Source organism: Comamonas sp. w2-DMI (assembly GCF_040187735.1).
GTDB lineage: Bacteria > Pseudomonadota > Gammaproteobacteria > Burkholderiales > Burkholderiaceae_C > Comamonas > Comamonas terrae.
The window spans coordinates 117,212-134,487 of the sequence record NZ_JBANEL010000011.1 but is presented as its reverse complement, the minus strand read 5'-3'; the positions used below and the strand labels follow the sequence as shown (position 1 = coordinate 134,487).

Below are 17,276 nucleotides of genomic sequence, written 5' to 3'. Positions count from 1 at the left end.
GTGCGCGGGGACAAAAAGTTGTCTGCAGGGGATGGCGAGGAGGCTTCGCTAGGCGTATGAAGGAATGCTTGAAAGCCGCCCATTATAAGCTCGGACAGCCTCAGCCCCATGACTTGCTGCGGGATTACCCTTGACGCACCAAGGCACTCACGCTGCTCGCGTGCAGGCAGATAGCGGCGGCGGCCGCGACGTTGAGCGACTCCTCGCCGCCGGGCTGTGCGATGCGGATGTGGTGGCTGGCCATTTCCATGAGCGCGGGGCCCACCCCCTGCCCTTCATGGCCCATGGCCCAGGCACAGGGCCAAGGCAGACGGGCTTCATGGATCAAATCGCCCTGGTGGGAACTGGTCACGATCAGCGGCACCTGGAGAAGCTGCACGTCGTCCACCGCAGCGGCTTCCACCAGATGCAGGCCGAAATGGGCTCCCATGCCGGCGCGCAGCACTTTCTGGCTCCACAGGGCCGCCGTGCCCTTGAGCGCCACGACCTGGGTAAAGCCGAATGCCGCGGCGCTGCGCAATATGGAGCCCACGTTGCCGGCATCCTGCACGCGGTCCAGCACCACGGTGGACAGGCCCGCAGATACCTGCCGACCGGCATCCCAGTCCATCAGGTAGCCCATGCGGGCCGGCGACTCCAGGCCGCTGATATCGGCAAACAAAGCATCGGCCAGCACTACGACTTTGCTAGCTGCCTGCGCCCACTGCACGGGCGCCTGAGGCCAGAAAGACTCTGAAAATACGGCCACGGCAGGCTTGAGGCCACGCGCCAGGGCAGCACGGCACAGATGGTCGCCCTCCAGCCAGATGCGGCCCTGCTTGCGGTAGGCCGTGCTGTCCTGCGACAGGCGGCGCAGCTCCTTGACAAAGCTGTTGTCACGTGACTGGATGACGGTGAGCTGAGGGGCAGAACCCATGACGACCTCTTTGGCAATATGGTGCAAGCGGCCCGGGGCGGGCGCCGGCGCATTCAGGAATACAGCGAAGCCTGCGCCATCACCAACGCAGGCGAGGCACCGCTTTCGCAAGCCAGCGGCAAAGGTGCGTCACCCGTGCAGATGGAGCCGGCCTCCAGCGCCTTGGCCACAGGCGCAAACGAGCGGCGATGCTCGCAGCAGGCGCCATGCACACGCAGGGCGTCCAGGTGCGCGGCCGTGCCGTACCCTTTGTGCGCGGCAAAGCCGTATTGCGGATACTGGGCATCGAGCTTCTCGCACCAGCGGTCGCGCGTGACCTTGGCCAGGATGGACGCGGCGGAAATGGCCGGCACCAGCGAATCGCCCTTGACGATGGCCTCGGCCTGCACGTCCAGCACCGGCAGCTGGTTGCCGTCCACCTTTACCAGCACGGGTTTCAGGCGCAGCCCCATGACGGCGCGGCGCATGGCCAGCAAGGTGGCCTTGAGGATGTTGAGCTCGTCGATCTCCTGCACCGAAGCCTGGGCAATGCAAAAGCACAGGGCCTTGGCCCGGATCTCGTCGTAGAGCACCTCGCGGCGGTTGGCCGTGAGCTTCTTGGAGTCGTTCAGGCCCTCGATGGGGTGGAGGTCGTCCAGAATCACGGCCGCCGCCACTACCGGCCCGGCCAGCGGCCCGCGCCCTGCCTCGTCCACCCCGGCCATCAGCCCGGGCGGATGCCAGGGCAGGCAATTCTGCTCAAGCAGCGGGGGAGGCAATAATTTTTTCGATCGCATGGGCAGCCAATTCGGCAGTATCTCGTCGCAGTTCGTGGTGCAGCGCGGTGAAGCGCTCAACCAGCGCCTCGATGGTGGCAGGAGAATCCTGGCTGGCTCGCAGCCAGTGCAGCGCAGCGGTAGCCAGGGCCTGCGGCGTGGCAGCGTCCTGCAACAGCTCGGGCACGACGAAATCGCCGCACAGGATGTTGGGCAGGCCCACCCAGGGCTGGAGCTGCTTGCGCTTCATCAGGCGCCAGCTCCAGGGATGCATGCTGTAGCTGATCACCATGGGGCGCTTGTACAGCGCGGCCTCCAGCGTGGCGGTACCGCTGGCAATCAGCGTGCAGTCGCAGGCAGCCAGCACATCGTGCGACTGGCCCTTGACGATCAAGGCCTGGTCCTGCATCCCGGCCTCGGCCGCGATGCGGCAGACCTCGTCGTACAGGGAAGGCACGGCAGGAACTACTATTTTAATAGCTGGAAGCGCTTTCCGGACGAGCGCGGCCGCCTTGAAAAAGCCCGAAGCGATATAGCGCACTTCCGAACGCCGGCTGCCGGGCAGCAGGGCCAGCACCAGCCCCTCTTCATCCAGACCCAGGCGGCGGCGAGCCGCCGCACGGTCCGGATGCAGCGGAATCACCTGCGCCAGCGGATGGCCCACGTAGGTCGCATCGATGCCATGCCGGGCCAGCAGCTCAGGCTCGAACGGGAAGATGCACAGCACATGATCGGCCGAACGCCGGATCTTCTCCACCCGGTTGGCACGCCAGGCCCAGATGGAGGGACAGACGAAGTGCACGGTCTTGATGCCGGCTGCGCGCAGCTTCTCCTCCAGCCCCAGGTTGAAGTCGGGCGCATCCACGCCCACGAAGACCGAAGGCGGATGGGCAATCAACCGCTCGCGCAGCTGCTTGCGGATGCCCAGCAGCTCGGCCACGCGCTGCAGCACTTCCAGGCTGTAGCCGTGCACGGCCAGCCGTTCGGACTGCCACCAGGCCTGGAAACCCCGCTGCTGCATCTGCGCACCGCCGATGCCCATGGAGTGGGCCTGCGGCCAGCGCGCATGCAGGCCGTCCAGCAGCAGGGAGGCCAGCAGGTCGCCCGAGGTCTCGCCCGCCACCATGGCGATCGCGGGCGGCTGCGTGGAAGTCAAAGGCTTTGCGGGTTGCGTCACGGCCGGAAATGGTCCTATGGTCCTGTCGGGAGACGAGCGCAGGATGCTCTTCAGCGAGCGATACCGCGCGTGGAGGCCGCGAGGAACGCCTGCATGCGCTCGATATCCTGCAGCGCTTCGGGCATGTCGGACTTCAGGCCCGCAATCGCGGCGGTGGCCGCATCCAGCGTCAGCCCCTGGCGGTACAGCAGCTTGTGCATCTGCTTGACGGCCGCGACGCGCGCCGCCGAAAAACCGCGGCGGCGCAGGCCTTCGGCATTGAAACCGCGCACGGCCAGCGGATTGCCGTCCACCATCATGAAGGGCGGCACATCCTGCGAGATATGGCTGGCAAAGCCGGCCATGGCATGGGCACCGATATGGGTGAACTGGTGCACGCCCGTCAGGCCGCCGAGGATGACCCAGTCATCCACGTGCACATGCCCCGCCAGGGTCGCGTTGTTGGCCAGGATGGTGTTGTTGCCCACGATGCAATCGTGCGCAATGTGCACATAGGCCATGATCCAGTTGTCCGAACCGATGGTCGTCTCGCCCCGGTCCTGCACCGTGCCGGTGTTGAAGGTGCAGAACTCGCGGATGGTATTGCGGTCGCCGATCACCAGGCGCGTCGGCTCACCCGCATACTTCTTGTCCTGGGGCTGGGCGCCCAGCGAGGCGAACTGAAAGACCTGGTTGTCGCGGCCCAGCGTGGTGTCGCCCTCGATCACGCAATGGGCTCCCACCGAGGTATTCGCGCCGATGCGAACCTTGGGTCCGATGACGGCATACGGCCCCACCGACACCGAGGAGTCGAGCTGTGCCGCAGGGTCGATCACCGCGGTCGGATGAATCAGACTGGAAGCCCCCATCAGTGCTTATCCCACCTGACGCATCGTGCACATGAGTTCGGCTTCGGCTGCCACCTCGCCATCCACGCTGGCCACGGCCTTGAACTTCCAGATGCCGCCGCGCACACGGTCGATCGTGATCTCCAGCGCAAGCTGGTCTCCCGGCACCACCGGACGCTTGAAGCGCGCGGAGTCGATGCCCACGAAGTAGTAGATGTTGTTCTCGTCAGGCACCTGGCCCATGGCATCGAAAGCCAGCAGGCCTGCAGCCTGGGCCAGCGCCTCGAGAATCAGCACGCCGGGCATGACCGGACGGCCAGGGAAGTGCCCGGTAAAGAACGGCTCGTTGAACGTGACGTTCTTGATTGCCTTGATGCGCGTGTTGCGCTCCAGCTCCAGCACCCGGTCCACCAGCAGGAAGGGGTAGCGGTGAGGCAATTGCTTGAGAATTCCTTGAATGTCCATCATCTGTTTCCGTTGTTGCCGCGCGGCTCGTTGGCCAGCGCCTGTTCAAGCTTCTTGACGCGCTCGCGCAGCGCATACAGTTGCTTGAAGGTTGCAGCGTTCTTCTCCCATTGCTCGTTCTCTTGCAACGGAAAGATGCCTGTATAAAAACCTGCCTTGGGTATGGAGCGGGTGACCATGGAGGTCGGTGAAATCACCGTCCCGTCGGCAATGCTCAAGTGCCCGAGGATATTGGCCGCACCGCCAATCGAGCAATGCGCGCCAATGCGTGCGCTGCCCGCAATTCCGGTATTGCCCGCAATCACCGTATGTGCGCCGATATGCACATTGTGGGCAATCTGCACGAGATTATCGATCTTGACGCCGTCCTCGATCACCGTGTCGTCCAGTGCCCCGCGATCCACGCAGGTGTTGGCGCCGATCTCCACATCGTTGCCGATGCGCACGCGGCCTAACTGCTCGATCTTGACCCATTGCCCGCCGGACGGCGCAAAGCCGAAGCCGTCGGCACCGATGACCACGCCCGGATGCACGATGCAGCGCTCGCCGATTTCGCAGGCCTCGCCCAGCGTCACGCGGGACTTGAGCACCGACCCTGCTCCCACCCTGGCCCCGGCATCCACGACGCACAAGGGACCCACATAGGCCGACACATGGATTTCGGCACTGGGATGCACCACGGCACTGGGATGGATACCGCAGGGCGCACTTCCAGCGTGGCGGGTCTTCCACCATTGCGTGGCCCGTGCGAAATAGGCGTAGGGATCGGCCGCGACGATGCAGGCACCGCGCTGCGACGCTTCCTCGCGCATCGCAGGCGCCACAATGACACAGGCCGCCTGAGAGGCGGCCAGCTGCTGGCGGTAGCGAGGGTTGCTTAAAAAGCTCAGATCGCCGGCACCGGCGGAGTCCAGCGGCGCGATGCGTGAAATCGGTGTCCCACGCTCGCCGCCCACCAGCTCCCCGCCAAGCGCATCAACGATTTCTCCCAGTGAAACGCTCACCAAAATTGGCTCCGAGGGGCTTTACTTGGCGCCGTTCAGAGCCTTGATCACCTTGTCCGTGATATCGAACTTGGGATTGATATACACGGCTTCCTGCAGAATCACGTCGTACTTTTCAGATTCGGCCACTTGCTTGACGACCTTGTTGGCACGATCGAGCACCTGGGCCAGCTCCTCGTTCTTGCGCGAGTTCAGGTCTTCCTGGAATTCCCGGCGCTTGCGCTGGAATTCACGGTCCTGATCCACCAGCTGGCGCTGGCGGGAAATGCGCTGGCTCTCCGACATGGTGGGCGCTTCGCGCTCGAACTTGTCGGAAGCGCTCTTCAGCGCATTGCCTTGGTCGACCAGATCCTTTTCACGCTTAGAAAACTCCTGCTCCAGCTTGGCCTGGGCAGCCTTGGCGGTCGATGCTTCACGGAAGATGCGATCCGTGTTCACAAAGCCTGCCTTGAATTCCTGTGCATGCGCAGAGACGGCCATGGCGCCAAGCAGCACAGCCAGAGAAAGATGGCTAGAAAGAGATTTCATTAGAAAGATGTTCCGATCTGGAATTGCAGTTTTTGGATTCTATCCCCGGTTTCCTTGCGGATCGGCTGAGCATAAGCCAAACGCAATGGGCCCAGAGGCGAAATCCAGCTAATACCGATACCCGTGGAGGCGCGCAGAGAGCTGAGCTCCATGCTCTCTCCCTCAGCCCATACGTTGCCCACGTCCAGGAAGGTGAAAAGGCGCAGGGTCCGGTCGTTGCCGGCACCCGGGAACGGCACCATGAACTCGGCATTCAAGGTCATCTTGCGGGTGCCGCCCAGCGCGAGGTTGGTGTTCACCGTGTCATGTTTGCCCAGCGAGCCCTGCTCGAAGCCGCGCACCGAACCCAGGCCGCCCGAATAGAAGTTCTTGAAGATGGGGAACGGGCGGCCGTTCAGGCCCTTGCCCCAGCCCAGCTCGCCATTGAGCGCAATGGTGTACTTCTTGTTGAGCGGGATGTACTGCTGGATCTGGTAGTTGGCCTTGACATAGCGCATGTCGCTGAGCATCGAGACTTCGGTGTTCAGGCGCTGGTAGCGGCCCGAATTGGGCGCCAGCGCGCTATCGCGGTTGTCGCGCGACCAGCCGATGGTCAGCGGGATGCCGGTCTGCGAGCAGCCCCATTTGTCGCAGTATTCCTGGTAGACCTGCGGCATGTAGGTGCCGGGCTTGATCTCGTTGCCTTCCACGCCACCGCCGAAGTAGACCGTATCCACTTCGCTGAACGGGATGCCGAAACGCACGGTCGCGCCCTTGGTGACGATCTTGTAGGCACCGTCATCGTAGTAGGGCCGCATGGTCCGGTAGTACAGGTCATAGGTGCGCGAGATACCGGTATCCGTGAAGTACGGATTGGTCGTCGACAGCACCATGGTGCGGTTGTACTTGCTGGTGTTGACGTCCACGCCCAGGTAGTTGCCGGAGCCGAAGACGTTTTCCTGCTTGATGCCGAACGACAGCGAGACCTTTTCGGCACTGGAAAAGCCCGCGCCCAGCTGCAGGGAGCCAGTGGGCTTTTCGGCCACGTTGATCAGCAGGTCCACCTGGTCGGGAGAGCCGGGAACCTCCTGCGTCTCCACGTTCACCTCGGTGAAGAAGCCCAGGCGGTCCACGCGGTCGCGCGAAAGCTTGATCTTATCGCCGTCGTACCAGGACGCCTCGAACTGGCGGAACTCGCGACGGATCACCTCGTCGCGCGTGCGGTTGTTGCCGCTCACGCTGATGCGGCGCACATAGGCCCGGCGCGACGGCTGGGCCTGCAGCACCAGCTCCACGCGGTTGTTGGCGCGGTCGATCTCGGGAACGGCCTCCACCTTGGCAAAGGCAAAGCCGAAGTTGCTGTAGTAGTCGGTGAAGGCCTTGATCGTCTGGGAGACCTGGTCGGCGTTGTAGGGCTCGCCGGGCTTGATCTTGATCAGCGACTTGAATTCGTCGTCGCGGTCCAGGTAGTTGCCTTCCAGCTTGACGCCGGAAACCACGAACTGGTCGCCTTCATGGATGTTGACGGTCAGCGAGATGTGCTGCTTGTCCGGAGAAATCGCCACCTGCGTGGAATCGATGCGGAACTCCAGATAGCCGCGCTGCAGGTAATAGGAGCGCAGCGTCTCCAGGTCGGCATTGAGCTTGTTGCGCGCATAGCGGTCCGACTTGGTGTACCAGCTCATCCAGTTGCCGGTGTCCTGGTCGAACAGATCCTTGAGCGTGGACTCCTTGAAGGCCTTGTTGCCCACGATGTGGATCTCGTTGATCTTGGCCGGCGCGCCTTCGGACACGGTGAATGTGAGGTTCACGCGGTTGCGCTCGATCGGGGTCACCGTGGTCACCACTTCCGCACCGTACAGGCTGCGGTTGATGTACTGGCGCTTGAGTTCCTGCTCGGCGCGGTCGGCCAGCGCCTTGTCGAAAGGACGACCTTCGGCCAGCCCCACGTCGCGCATGGCCTTGAGCAGCGTGTCCTTGTCGAACTCCTTGGTACCCGCGAAATTCACTTCTGCAATCGTGGGGCGCTCCTCCACCACCACGATCAGCACATTGCCATTGGCCTCCAGACGCACATCCTTGAACAGGCCCAGGGCAAAGAGTGAACGGATCGCGGCAGCCCCTTTTTCATCGTCGTACTGGTCGCCCACGCGCAGCGGCATGGAGGCGAACACGGTGCCCGGTTCCACGCGCTGCAGGCCTTCGACACGGATGTCCTGAACTTTGAAAGGCTCTAGTGCCCATGCCGCATTCGCAGCCAAAACCATAGCTGCCAAGGCAGATGCGGTACGCACGCCAAAGCGATTGAAATGTTTTTTCATGAGTGGAATTTGCCGCAGTTGCAGCTACCGAAATCGGCGAAAAATTAGCCCCAAAGCCGGTTGATATCGTTGAAAAAGGCGACTGACATCATCAGCAAGATCACGGCCACGCCTGCCCGCTGCAGCCTTTCGGCCCAGATTTCGGAGACACTTCGGCCCGTGACACCCTCCCAAAGATAATACATCAGGTGCCCACCATCCAGAACCGGCAATGGTAGCAAGTTGAGAACCCCCAGGCTCACGCTGATCAGCGCCAGGAAGGAAAGGTACTGGATCAGCCCCATGCTCGCGGAGCGGCCCGCATAGTCGGCAATGGTCAAGGGGCCACTGATGTTCTTGAGCGAGGCCTCGCCGATCACCATGCGCCCCATCATGCGCAGCGTCATGGCGGACAGTTCCCAGGTGCGCTGCACCCCGGTTGAAAGTCCACCCCAGAAGTCCTGGCGCACCACGGCCATCTCGGGCTCTGCACCGATATAGGCATTGATGCGACCAATGCTCCTGTCCTCTGCCGTTTCGACCCTGGGCTGCACGGTCAGGGCCAAGCTTTGGCCGCCACGCCGCACCACCCATTGCTGGGCAGAGGCCCGGCCGGACGAACCGGCGTCGCGGATCAGCGCCAGCAACTGGGCGCCGTCGTGGATGATACGGCCGTCCACGCTGAGCACCACATCCCCCTTGCGCAAGCCGGCCAGATCCGCCGGTCCACCGGGCATGACTTGGTTCAGGGTCGGTTGCGTCCAGGCACCAAGCAAACCAATTTTTTCAAAAAAAGCCTCATCAGGCTCTTTTTGCTGCAGATTGCCCAGGGGAAGAGACAGCACGCGCGAAGCGGCATCGGCGCGCGAAGCCACCTCCAGGCTCACGGAATCGCCGGCCATGGCGGCCTTGGTGAGCGTCCAGCGCAGGTCGCTGAACGAGTGCACGGGCTGCCAGCCTTGTTGGTCGATCGAAATGCGCCGCACCCAATCGCCGCTCTGGACACCAGCCACCTGCAGGGCAGAGCCCGGGGGCGGAGCAGCCAGGCGTGCCGCCGGCTCGGTCACGCCCACCCAGTTGACCACAGCCAGGAGCGCCACCGCGAGCAGCAGATTGGCGATGGGGCCGGCCGCCACGATGGCTGCGCGCGACCGAAGGGGCTGGTTGTTGAAGGCCAGATGACGCTCCTGGGGAAGGACCTCCCCCTCGCGCTCGTCGAGCATGCGCACGTATCCACCCAGCGGCAGGGCCGCGATCACATATTCGGTCCCCGTCTTGCGGCTGGTCCAGCGCAGCAGCGGCTTGCCGAAACCGATGGAATAGCGCAGCACCTTGACGCCGCAAGCCACGGCAACGCGATAGTGCCCCCACTCATGCACCGCAATCAGAACACCCAGCGCAACAATGAAAGCAACAACGGTCAGCAACACCTGCATCCCCTTCCATACGACTGCTGCTTAGACGCGCCGGGCAGCCGCAAGTTCAACACGGCGCAGCCTACAGGCACCAGCGGCGGGCTGCATCCTGCGCCGCAGCCCGCGCCTGCGCGTCCAGGGACATCAGGTCGCCAAGACTATGGATGTCCGAGGGCACCAGCGACTCCAGGGTCTGCAGATTCACGGCATGGATACGATCGAAGGACAGGCGCCGCTCGAGGAACGCCGCCACCGCCACTTCATTGGCGGCATTGAGCACCGTGGTCGTGCCCTCCGCGGCCTGCAGCGCCTGCCAGGACAAATGCAGCCCGGGAAAGCGCCGCGCATCCGCCTCTTCGAAGGTGAGCGCCGCCAGCTTGGCGAAGTCCAGCACGGGCGCACCGCTGGCTATGCGCTCGGGCCAGGCCAGGCCGCAGGCAATGGGCACGCGCATGTCGGGCGTACCCAGCTGGGCGAGCACGGAGGCGTCCGTGAACTGCACCATGGAGTGCACGATCTGCTGCGGATGGATCACCACCTTGATCTTCTCGGGCGGCATGTCGAACAGCCAGCGCGCCTCGATCACCTCCAGCGCCTTGTTCATCATGGTCGCGGAGTCCACGGAGATCTTGCGCCCCATGGAGAAGTTGGGGTGGGCGCAGGCCTGCTCCGGCGTGATTTCGGACAGCGTTGCCGGATCGCGCTGGCGGAAAGGCCCGCCCGAAGCGGTCAGCAGCAGGCTGTCCACCCGCCTGGCCCAGCTCGTGCGATCTTCTGGCAGGCACTGGAAGATGGCCGAATGCTCGCTGTCGATGGGCAGCAAGGTCGCGCCATTGCGCCTGACCGTATCCATGAACAGCGCGCCGCCCACGACCAGGGCTTCCTTGTTGGCCAGCAGCAGCCGCTTGCCGGCTTGAGCTGCCGCCAGGCAAGGCGCCAGACCTGCCGCCCCGACAATGGCAGCCATCACGGCATCCACCTCGGGATGAGAAGCTATTGTTTCCAGAGCATCCTGCGCTTGCAGCACCTGCGTTGCAATCCCATTTTGCTTGATTTTCTCGGCCAGCAGCTGCGCATGCGGCCGGCTGGCCATCACGGCAAAGCGGGGACTGAATTCGGCACACTGCCTGAGCATCAGGTCCACCTGCGTGGCCGCACTCAGGGCAAAGATTTCGTATTGGTCGCGGTGGCGGGCCACCACGTCGAGGGTGTTCGTTCCAATGGAACCCGTGGACCCCAGAACGGTGATTTTCTGTTTCATGGATGCACAAAAGAGGAGAGCATCATTGCCAACGGCAGTGTGGGCAACAGCGCATCGACACGATCCAGAACACCACCGTGGCCGGGCAGCAAACCGCTGCTGTCCTTGACTCCGACACTGCGCTTGATGAGGGATTCGATCAGATCGCCCGCCACGCTCATCGCAGTCATAAACACCACTGCCAGCAGCAGGAACCAGGTTCCGCGCGTCTGCAGCACCGAATAGAAGCTGGGCACGCCAGCGCCATAGCGCCCATCGGCCCAGCACCAGAGCAGGGCCAGCACGATCACGCCGATGGCACCGCCCCATACGCCTTCCCAGCTCTTGCCGGGGCTGATCGTGGGTGCCAGCTTGTTCTTGGTGAACTTGAGGCCGAAGGTACGCCCCGCGAAATAGGCAAAGCTGTCGGCCACCCAGACCAAGACCAGCACCGACAGCAGGAAGTTGATGCCGATCCGGCGCGCCTGGACAATGGCAATCCACGCCAGCCACAGGGCAAGCACACCGCCGACCAGGCGGATGGCGGAAGGTATATGCGGCCAGCCGGCAACACCGGCCCGCAGCAGCAGCGCACCGCCCAGCACCCAGGCAGCGCCTGCGGCAATCCACAGCAGCGCCAGCGACTGCGACAGCCAGCCTGCCGCCCAGGCCCCCAGGCACAAGGCTGCACAAATGCCGCCAATACCCAAAGCCCCGGTCTGCCCGAAACCGTTGAGGCGCCCCCATTCCCAGGCGCCGGCCGTCATGAACACCAGCGTGACCACGGCAAACGGCACGATGCTGGACGGGTAGAACAGGGCCGGCAGCAAGATGGCCAGCAACACCAAGGCGGTAATCACGCGCTGCTTGAGCATGGCAGTCCTTCGCTTGTTTTTGCAGGCCAGCGCAGAGCTTGCACAGGCCGTGCTGGGTTTATGCCGCCACGATCCGGGCTGGCGGCGGCTGGATCTGTTCGGAGGTCTGGCCGAAGCGGCGCTCGCGTCCGCCAAAGGCCGCAATGGCCTGGTCCAGGTCCGATTCGTCGAAATCAGGCCACAGGCTGGGACTGAAGAAAAGCTCGGAATATGCAGCCTGCCACAGCAGGAAATTGCTGATGCGCATCTCCCCGCCCGTGCGGATCAGCAGGTCGGGATCGCAGACATGGGACATGGCCATGGCCTTGTCCAGGTTCTCGGCCGTGATCGCAATGCCCTGCCCGGCCAGCTTGCTGGCCGCCTGCGCGATATCCCAGCGACCGCCGTAATTGAAGCAGACATTGAGGACCAGGCGGCTGTTGTGTGCCGTCTGCCGCTCCGCCTGGCTCAGCCCCTCGCAAACCTTGTCGCTCAGGCCTGTGCGGTCGCCCACGAAATGCAGGCGCACGCCGTCGTTGCTCAGCTGCTGCACCTCTTTGGCCAGGGCATTGGCCAGCAGACCCATGAGACCCGAAACCTCTTCCTGGGGCCGGTTCCAGTTTTCCGACGAGAACGCGAACACGGTCAGCACCTCGACGCCGCGTTCGGCGCAGGCGCGCGCGCAGCGGCGCAGGGCCTCCACGCCCTGCTTGTGACCGGCAAGGCGGGGAAGCAGGCGGCGCTTGGCCCACCGCCCGTTGCCATCCATGATGATGGCGATATGGCGCGGTACCGCGCCGGTTTTCTTGGAATTCAAGAGTGCAGGTCTCCTTAGACCGCCATGATGTCCTGCTCTTTGGCAGCCACCAGCACGTCGATCTCGGCAATGTGCTTGTCCGTGATCTTCTGGATGTCGGCTTCGGAACGCTTCTGATCGTCCTCGGAAGCCTCCTTGTCCTTGACCAGCTTCTTCACGCTTTCGTTGGCATCGCGGCGCAGATTGCGGATGGCCACCTTGGAGTTCTCGCCCTCGTGGCGGGCCAGCTTGGTCATCTCCTTGCGGCGCTCCTCGCTCATGGGGGGCATGGGCACCCGGATCAGGTCACCCATGGCCGCAGGATTCAGGCCCAGCTCGCTTTCGCGGATGGCTTTTTCCACCTTGGCGGCCATGTTCTTTTCCCAGGGCTGCACGCTGATGGTGCGCGCATCGATCAGGGACACGTTGGCCACCTGGGACAGCGGCACCATGGAGCCGTAGTACTCCACATGGATGGCATCCAGCAGGGCGGGATTGGCGCGGCCGGTGCGGATGCGCGAGAGGTTGTTCTTCAGCGCCTCGATGGATTGGCCCATCTTGGCTTCGGTGTTCTTCTTGATTTCGGCAATCGACATGTTCTTGTTCCTTGGGGCTCAGCGGCCAAGACATGATTCACGCAAGCCGGACCTGGCATCATGCACGGATGCCTCTTGCGCAGTTTTGCGCCTTCCTTTGCGTAAATCCTAAAGAGTTTGCACCAATCTCTGGTGAACCCTCAAGCGTACACCAGAGTGCCTTCGTCTTCACCCATCACCACACGCTTGAGTGCGCCGGGCTTGACGATGGAAAACACGCGGATCGGCAGCTTCTGGTCGCGGCACAGCGCGAAGGCCGTGGCATCCATGATGCCCAGGTTGCGCGAGATGGCTTCGTCGAATGCCAGCTTCTCGTAGCGCGTTGCCGAAGGATCCTTCACGGGATCGGCCGTGTATACGCCATCCACCTTGGTGGCCTTGAGCACGACCTCGGCGCCGATTTCGGCACCGCGCAGCGCGGCAGCGGTATCGGTGGTGAAGAAGGGATTGCCGGTCCCGGCGGCAAACACCACGACCTTGCCCTCCTCCAGGTATTGCAGCGCCTTGGGGCGCACGTAGGGCTCGACCACCTGCTCGATGCCGATGGCGGACATGACGCGGGCCGTCAGGCCCTGCTTGTCCATGGCGTCGGCCAGGGCCAGCGCATTCATCACCGTCGCCAGCATGCCCATGTAGTCGGCCGTGGCACGGTCCATGCCCACGGAGCCGCCAGCCACGCCGCGGAAGATATTGCCCCCGCCGATCACCACGGCTACCTGCACACCGACCTTGGTCACTTCCACGATCTCGGCAACCATGCGCTCGATGGTTGCACGGTTGATGCCGAACTGGTCATCCCCCATTAACGCCTCACCCGACAGCTTGAGCAGAATGCGCTTGTGGGCTGGAATGGCGTTGGACATGGTGTTTCTCCGATGGAAGTTAAAGCGATGATGAAAACGGGAGGGGGAATAAATCAATCGCGGCTCTGGGCCGCGATTGATGCTGAGGCAAGGACTTAGGCGCCGGCCTTGGCTGCAGCCACCTGGGCTGCCACTTCGGCGGCAAAGTCGTCCACCTTCTTCTCGATGCCTTCGCCCACCACGTACATGGTGAATGCCTTCACGTTGGTGTTGGCGGCCTTGAGCATCTGGGCCACGGTCTGCTTGCCGTCGGCGGCCTTCACGAAGATCTGGTCAGCCAGCGAGACTTCCTTCAGGTACTTCTGCACCGAGCCTTCGACCATCTTGGCGGCGATGTCGGCGGGCTTGCCGGACTCGGCAGCCTTGCCTTCGGCCACGGCGCGCTCCTTGGCGATCAGATCGGCGGGCACGTCGGCGCTGGTCAGGGCCACGGGCTTCATGGCAGCCACATGCATGGCGACATCCTTGGCAGCCACGGCATCACCGTCAAACTCGACGACCACGCCGATGCGCGAGCCGTGCAGGTAGGAAGCCAGGTTGGAGCCGCTGAAGTGCTTGAAGCGGCGGAACGACATGTTCTCGCCGATCTTGCCGATCAGGCCCTTGCGCACGTCTTCCAGGGTGGGGCCGTAGCCGTCCTGCTCATAGGCCAGGGCGCCCAGGGCTTCCACGTCGGCGGGATTGTGCTCGGCCACCAGCTTGGCAGCGGCGTTGGCCATGGCCAGGAAGCTGTCGTTCTTGGACACGAAGTCGGTTTCGCTGTTGACTTCGATCATGCCGCCCTTGCCGCCTTCGATGTAGACAGCCACGACGCCTTCAGCCGTCACGCGCGAAGCAGCCTTGCCAGCCTTGGTGCCCAGCTTGACGCGCAGCAGCTCTTCGGCCTTGGCCATGTCGCCGTCGGCTTCGGTCAGGGCCTTCTTGCACTCCATCATGGGAGCATCGGTCTTGGCGCGCAGTTCGGCGACCATGCTTGCAGTAATTGCCATCGTATTTCTCCAGTATCAGTTCGATTCGTTACAGGATTCCGGCTAAAAAAAGGGGGCTACCCAGAGCCCCGCTTTTTTCTCGCGATGCGGTCGCGCAGCCGGACTTCGCTTAGGCGGCGGATTCTTCCACTTCCACGAACTCGTCGCCGTCTTCACCGGCGGCAGCCTTGACCACGTCGTTCAGACGGGCTTCGCGGCCTTCCAGGATGGCGTCGGCAATGCCTTGGGCGTACAGCTGCACGGCCTTGGCGGAGTCGTCGTTGCCGGGGATCACGTAGTCGATGCCCTCGGGGTTGTGGTTGGAGTCCACCACACCGATCAGGGGGATGCCCAGCTTCTTGGCTTCAGCCACGGCGATCTTGTGGAAGCCCACGTCGATCACGAAGATGGCGTCGGGCAGGCCGTTCATGTCCTGAATGCCGCCGATGTCCTTTTCCAGCTTTTCCAGTTCGCGAACGAACATCAGCTGTTCCTTCTTGGACATGGATTCCAGACCGGCTTCCTGCTGAGCCTTCATGTCCTTCAGACGCTTGATGGAGGTCTTGACGGTCTTGAAGTTGGTCAGCATGCCGCCCAGCCAGCGCTGGTCGACATAAGGCACGCCTGCGCGCTGGGCTTCGGCAGCCACCAGCTCGCGGGCCTGGCGCTTGGTGCCCACCATCAGCACGGTGCCGCCGTTGGCGGTCAGCTGCTTGGCGAACTTCTGGGCTTCCTGGAACATCGGCAGCGACTTTTCCAGGTTGATGATGTGGATCTTGTTACGCGAACCGAAGATGAACGGAGCCATCTTGGGGTTCCAGAAGCGGGTTTGGTGACCGAAGTGGACGCCTGCTTCCAGCATCTCACGCATAGTGACGGACATGTTAATTACCTCAAAGGTTAGGTCTAAAATCCAGCCCAATCATCACGGCAGCCCTGTTGTCCAGAGACTGCAGCGACACCTTGAAGGGGCTGGTTTGCTATTTGCTTTACCGAAATGCCGTGGCTGGATCGCTCCCGCACACCTGCGTGCACATTCCCGTTTTCCAGGCCTGCCGGGCAAGCCTTAAGGGCATACCCTCGGTAAAGCCGCAAGATTCTAGCACACCGCCATGCAAAACGACCTCAGCACTGCCGTACAGGCCATCCGTCAAGGTCTCACCAACGCGCCAGAGCAGCTGGAATTGAGCCTGGCAGCAGCCCAAGGCCCTGCCTGCAACCACGTCTTTTCCCAGCTGCTGCCGGACAGCGCGCGCACCGAAGCGGCCCGGGCTGCCGTTGCAGCACCGCTGGCTGGCCTGGCCGTCTCGGTCAAGGACCTGTTCGATATCGCCGGCACGCGCAGCACGGCAAGCTCGCGCGTATTGCAGGACGCTCCCCTGGCCCTCGCCGATGCGCCGGCGGTGGCGCGGCTGCGAGCCGCCGGCGCCGCCATCATCGGCCGTACCCACATGGTGGAATTCGCCTTTTCCGGCGTCGGCACCAATCCCCATTTCGGCACGCCCAGGGCCATGGACGCCCTGCACCCGGGCAATCCGCGGCTGTCCGCGGCACAGCCGGCGCGCGTTCCCGGCGGCTCGTCGTCGGGCGCTGCCGTTTCCGTGGCCAGCGGCGCGGCGTGGGCGGCACTGGGCTCGGACACGGGAGGCTCGATCCGCATACCGGCTGCGCTCAACGGCCTCGTGGGCTTCAAGAGCACGGCACGGCTCGTGCCCACCAGCGGCGCGGTGCCGCTGTCGCCCACCCTGGATACGGCCTGCGCCATCACCCGCAGCGTGCGCGATGCCATCGTGCTCCACGAGATCCTGAGCGCTCGCAAGCTGGCCCCGGCAGGCAGGCCTCTTTCCCAGTGGCGGCTGGCGGTTCCCCAAACGCTGTTCTTCGAACAGGCAGAGCCGGCCGTGGTCGCCGCCTTCGAGCGCAGCATCGCGCAGCTGCAAGCCGCCGGCGCGCGGATCGAGCGCATCGCATTGCGCGAGCTCGAAGCGCTGGAGCGCATCCATGCCATCGGCGGCTTCTCGCCCACGGAGAGCTATGCCTGGCACAGGCAGTATCTGCAGCAGCCCGAGAAAGCCCGACTCTACGATCCGCGCGTGAAGTCGCGCATCGAGCGCGGCGCCCACATGAGCGCAGCCGATTACCTGGACCTGATCCAGGCCCGCAACCAATGGATTGCCGGGATGCAGACGGCTCTCGCGCCCTTCGATGCCCTGCTCTCCCCCACCACGCCCGTGGCCGCACCCACGCTGGCATCGGTCGCTCCGGCCGACGGCATGGATGCGCAAGCCGATGCCGCACGCGATGCCGAATTTTTCCGCGTCAACGGCCTGCTGCTGCGCAACACCAGTGTGGTCAACATGCTGGACGGCTGCGCCCTGTCGCTGCCCTGCCACGAGGCCGGGGAACTGCCCATGGGACTGATGATCTGGCACGGCGCGCTGCGCGACGACGATGTGCTGCATATCGCCCTGGCACTGGAGCAGGTGCTGCGCGCCGCCACCCTATAAGCGAACTATTTTGATAGCTGCAAGCGCTTTCCGGCAAAGCGCTTTAGGCCAATTCGACGGGTACCGCACATTGCCCGGCCACTGCA

The 17,276-nt window shown here is 63.6% G+C and carries 17 protein-coding genes; 1 reads left to right on the top strand and 16 read right to left on the bottom strand.

The genetic code is table 11. The features are described from left to right. Window positions 1-124: 124 nt before the first annotated feature. From V8Z74_RS13590 to rpsB, 16 genes are all read right to left on the bottom strand, one after another. Entirely contained in the window at window positions 125-916 is a 792-nt protein-coding gene (locus tag V8Z74_RS13590) for a TrmH family RNA methyltransferase (RefSeq protein WP_349709622.1), read from the bottom strand. A gap of 53 nt (window positions 917-969) precedes the next feature. Next, window positions 970-1,692, bottom strand: a complete 723-nt coding sequence (gene rnhB, locus V8Z74_RS13585; RefSeq protein WP_349709621.1) for a ribonuclease HII — start codon at window positions 1,690-1,692, stop codon at window positions 970-972. Continuing rightward, on the bottom strand, window positions 1,655-2,797 hold the full coding sequence (lpxB, locus tag V8Z74_RS13580) for a lipid-A-disaccharide synthase (RefSeq protein WP_349709638.1): 1,143 nt from the start codon (window positions 2,795-2,797) through the stop codon (window positions 1,655-1,657). The genes rnhB and lpxB overlap by 38 nt, the downstream gene beginning before the upstream one ends. A 101-nt stretch (window positions 2,798-2,898) precedes the next feature. Then, window positions 2,899-3,696 (bottom strand): acyl-ACP--UDP-N-acetylglucosamine O-acyltransferase, encoded by a 798-nt coding sequence (gene lpxA, locus V8Z74_RS13575; protein WP_349709620.1) that lies wholly within the window; start codon window positions 3,694-3,696, stop codon window positions 2,899-2,901. A 6-nt stretch (window positions 3,697-3,702) separates the two neighbouring features. Then, window positions 3,703-4,143: a 3-hydroxyacyl-ACP dehydratase FabZ gene (gene fabZ / locus V8Z74_RS13570; protein WP_066480321.1), complete on the bottom strand. Its 441-nt coding sequence runs from the start codon at window positions 4,141-4,143 to the stop codon at window positions 3,703-3,705. After that, window positions 4,140-5,144, bottom strand: coding sequence for a UDP-3-O-(3-hydroxymyristoyl)glucosamine N-acyltransferase (gene lpxD / locus V8Z74_RS13565; RefSeq protein ID WP_349709619.1), 1,005 nt, complete (start codon window positions 5,142-5,144; stop codon window positions 4,140-4,142). The genes fabZ and lpxD overlap by 4 nt, the downstream gene beginning before the upstream one ends. Window positions 5,145-5,165: 21 nt before the next feature. Then, window positions 5,166-5,672: an OmpH/Skp family outer membrane protein gene (locus V8Z74_RS13560; protein WP_066480316.1), complete on the bottom strand. Its 507-nt coding sequence runs from the start codon at window positions 5,670-5,672 to the stop codon at window positions 5,166-5,168. Beyond that, the gene (gene bamA / locus V8Z74_RS13555) at window positions 5,672-7,972 is read right to left on the bottom strand and encodes an outer membrane protein assembly factor BamA (RefSeq protein ID WP_349709618.1); all 2,301 of its coding nucleotides are present in this window, start codon (window positions 7,970-7,972) and stop codon (window positions 5,672-5,674) included. The genes V8Z74_RS13560 and bamA overlap by 1 nt, the downstream gene beginning before the upstream one ends. Window positions 7,973-8,016: 44 nt before the next feature. Next, window positions 8,017-9,381: an RIP metalloprotease RseP gene (rseP, locus tag V8Z74_RS13550; RefSeq protein ID WP_066480541.1), complete on the bottom strand. Its 1,365-nt coding sequence runs from the start codon at window positions 9,379-9,381 to the stop codon at window positions 8,017-8,019. A 67-nt stretch (window positions 9,382-9,448) separates the two neighbouring features. After that, on the bottom strand, window positions 9,449-10,627 hold the full coding sequence (gene ispC / locus V8Z74_RS13545; protein ID WP_349709617.1) for a 1-deoxy-D-xylulose-5-phosphate reductoisomerase: 1,179 nt from the start codon (window positions 10,625-10,627) through the stop codon (window positions 9,449-9,451). Next, on the bottom strand, window positions 10,624-11,481 hold the full coding sequence (locus V8Z74_RS13540) for a phosphatidate cytidylyltransferase (RefSeq protein WP_349709616.1): 858 nt from the start codon (window positions 11,479-11,481) through the stop codon (window positions 10,624-10,626). The genes ispC and V8Z74_RS13540 overlap by 4 nt, the downstream gene beginning before the upstream one ends. A 58-nt stretch (window positions 11,482-11,539) precedes the next feature. After that, complete coding sequence (gene uppS, locus V8Z74_RS13535) at window positions 11,540-12,277, bottom strand: polyprenyl diphosphate synthase (RefSeq protein WP_083526698.1); 738 nt, start codon at window positions 12,275-12,277, stop codon at window positions 11,540-11,542. 14 nt (window positions 12,278-12,291) lie between these two features. Continuing rightward, the gene (gene frr / locus V8Z74_RS13530; RefSeq protein WP_066480302.1) at window positions 12,292-12,852 is read right to left on the bottom strand and encodes a ribosome recycling factor; all 561 of its coding nucleotides are present in this window, start codon (window positions 12,850-12,852) and stop codon (window positions 12,292-12,294) included. A 140-nt stretch (window positions 12,853-12,992) separates the two neighbouring features. Continuing rightward, window positions 12,993-13,715: a UMP kinase gene (gene pyrH / locus V8Z74_RS13525; protein WP_066480299.1), complete on the bottom strand. Its 723-nt coding sequence runs from the start codon at window positions 13,713-13,715 to the stop codon at window positions 12,993-12,995. Between the two features lie 95 nt (window positions 13,716-13,810). Next, window positions 13,811-14,704 carry a translation elongation factor Ts gene (gene tsf, locus V8Z74_RS13520; RefSeq protein WP_349709615.1) on the bottom strand — a complete coding sequence of 298 codons (894 nt, stop codon included), beginning with the start codon at window positions 14,702-14,704 and terminating at the stop codon, window positions 13,811-13,813. Window positions 14,705-14,813: 109 nt separating this feature from the next. Further along, entirely contained in the window at window positions 14,814-15,566 is a 753-nt protein-coding gene (gene rpsB, locus V8Z74_RS13515; protein WP_066480295.1) for a 30S ribosomal protein S2, read from the bottom strand. Window positions 15,567-15,795: 229 nt separating this feature from the next. Here rpsB and V8Z74_RS13510 point away from each other — a divergent pair, with 229 nt between their 5' ends. Further along, complete coding sequence (locus V8Z74_RS13510; protein WP_349709614.1) at window positions 15,796-17,190, top strand: amidase; 1,395 nt, start codon at window positions 15,796-15,798, stop codon at window positions 17,188-17,190. Window positions 17,191-17,276 lie beyond the last annotated feature (86 nt).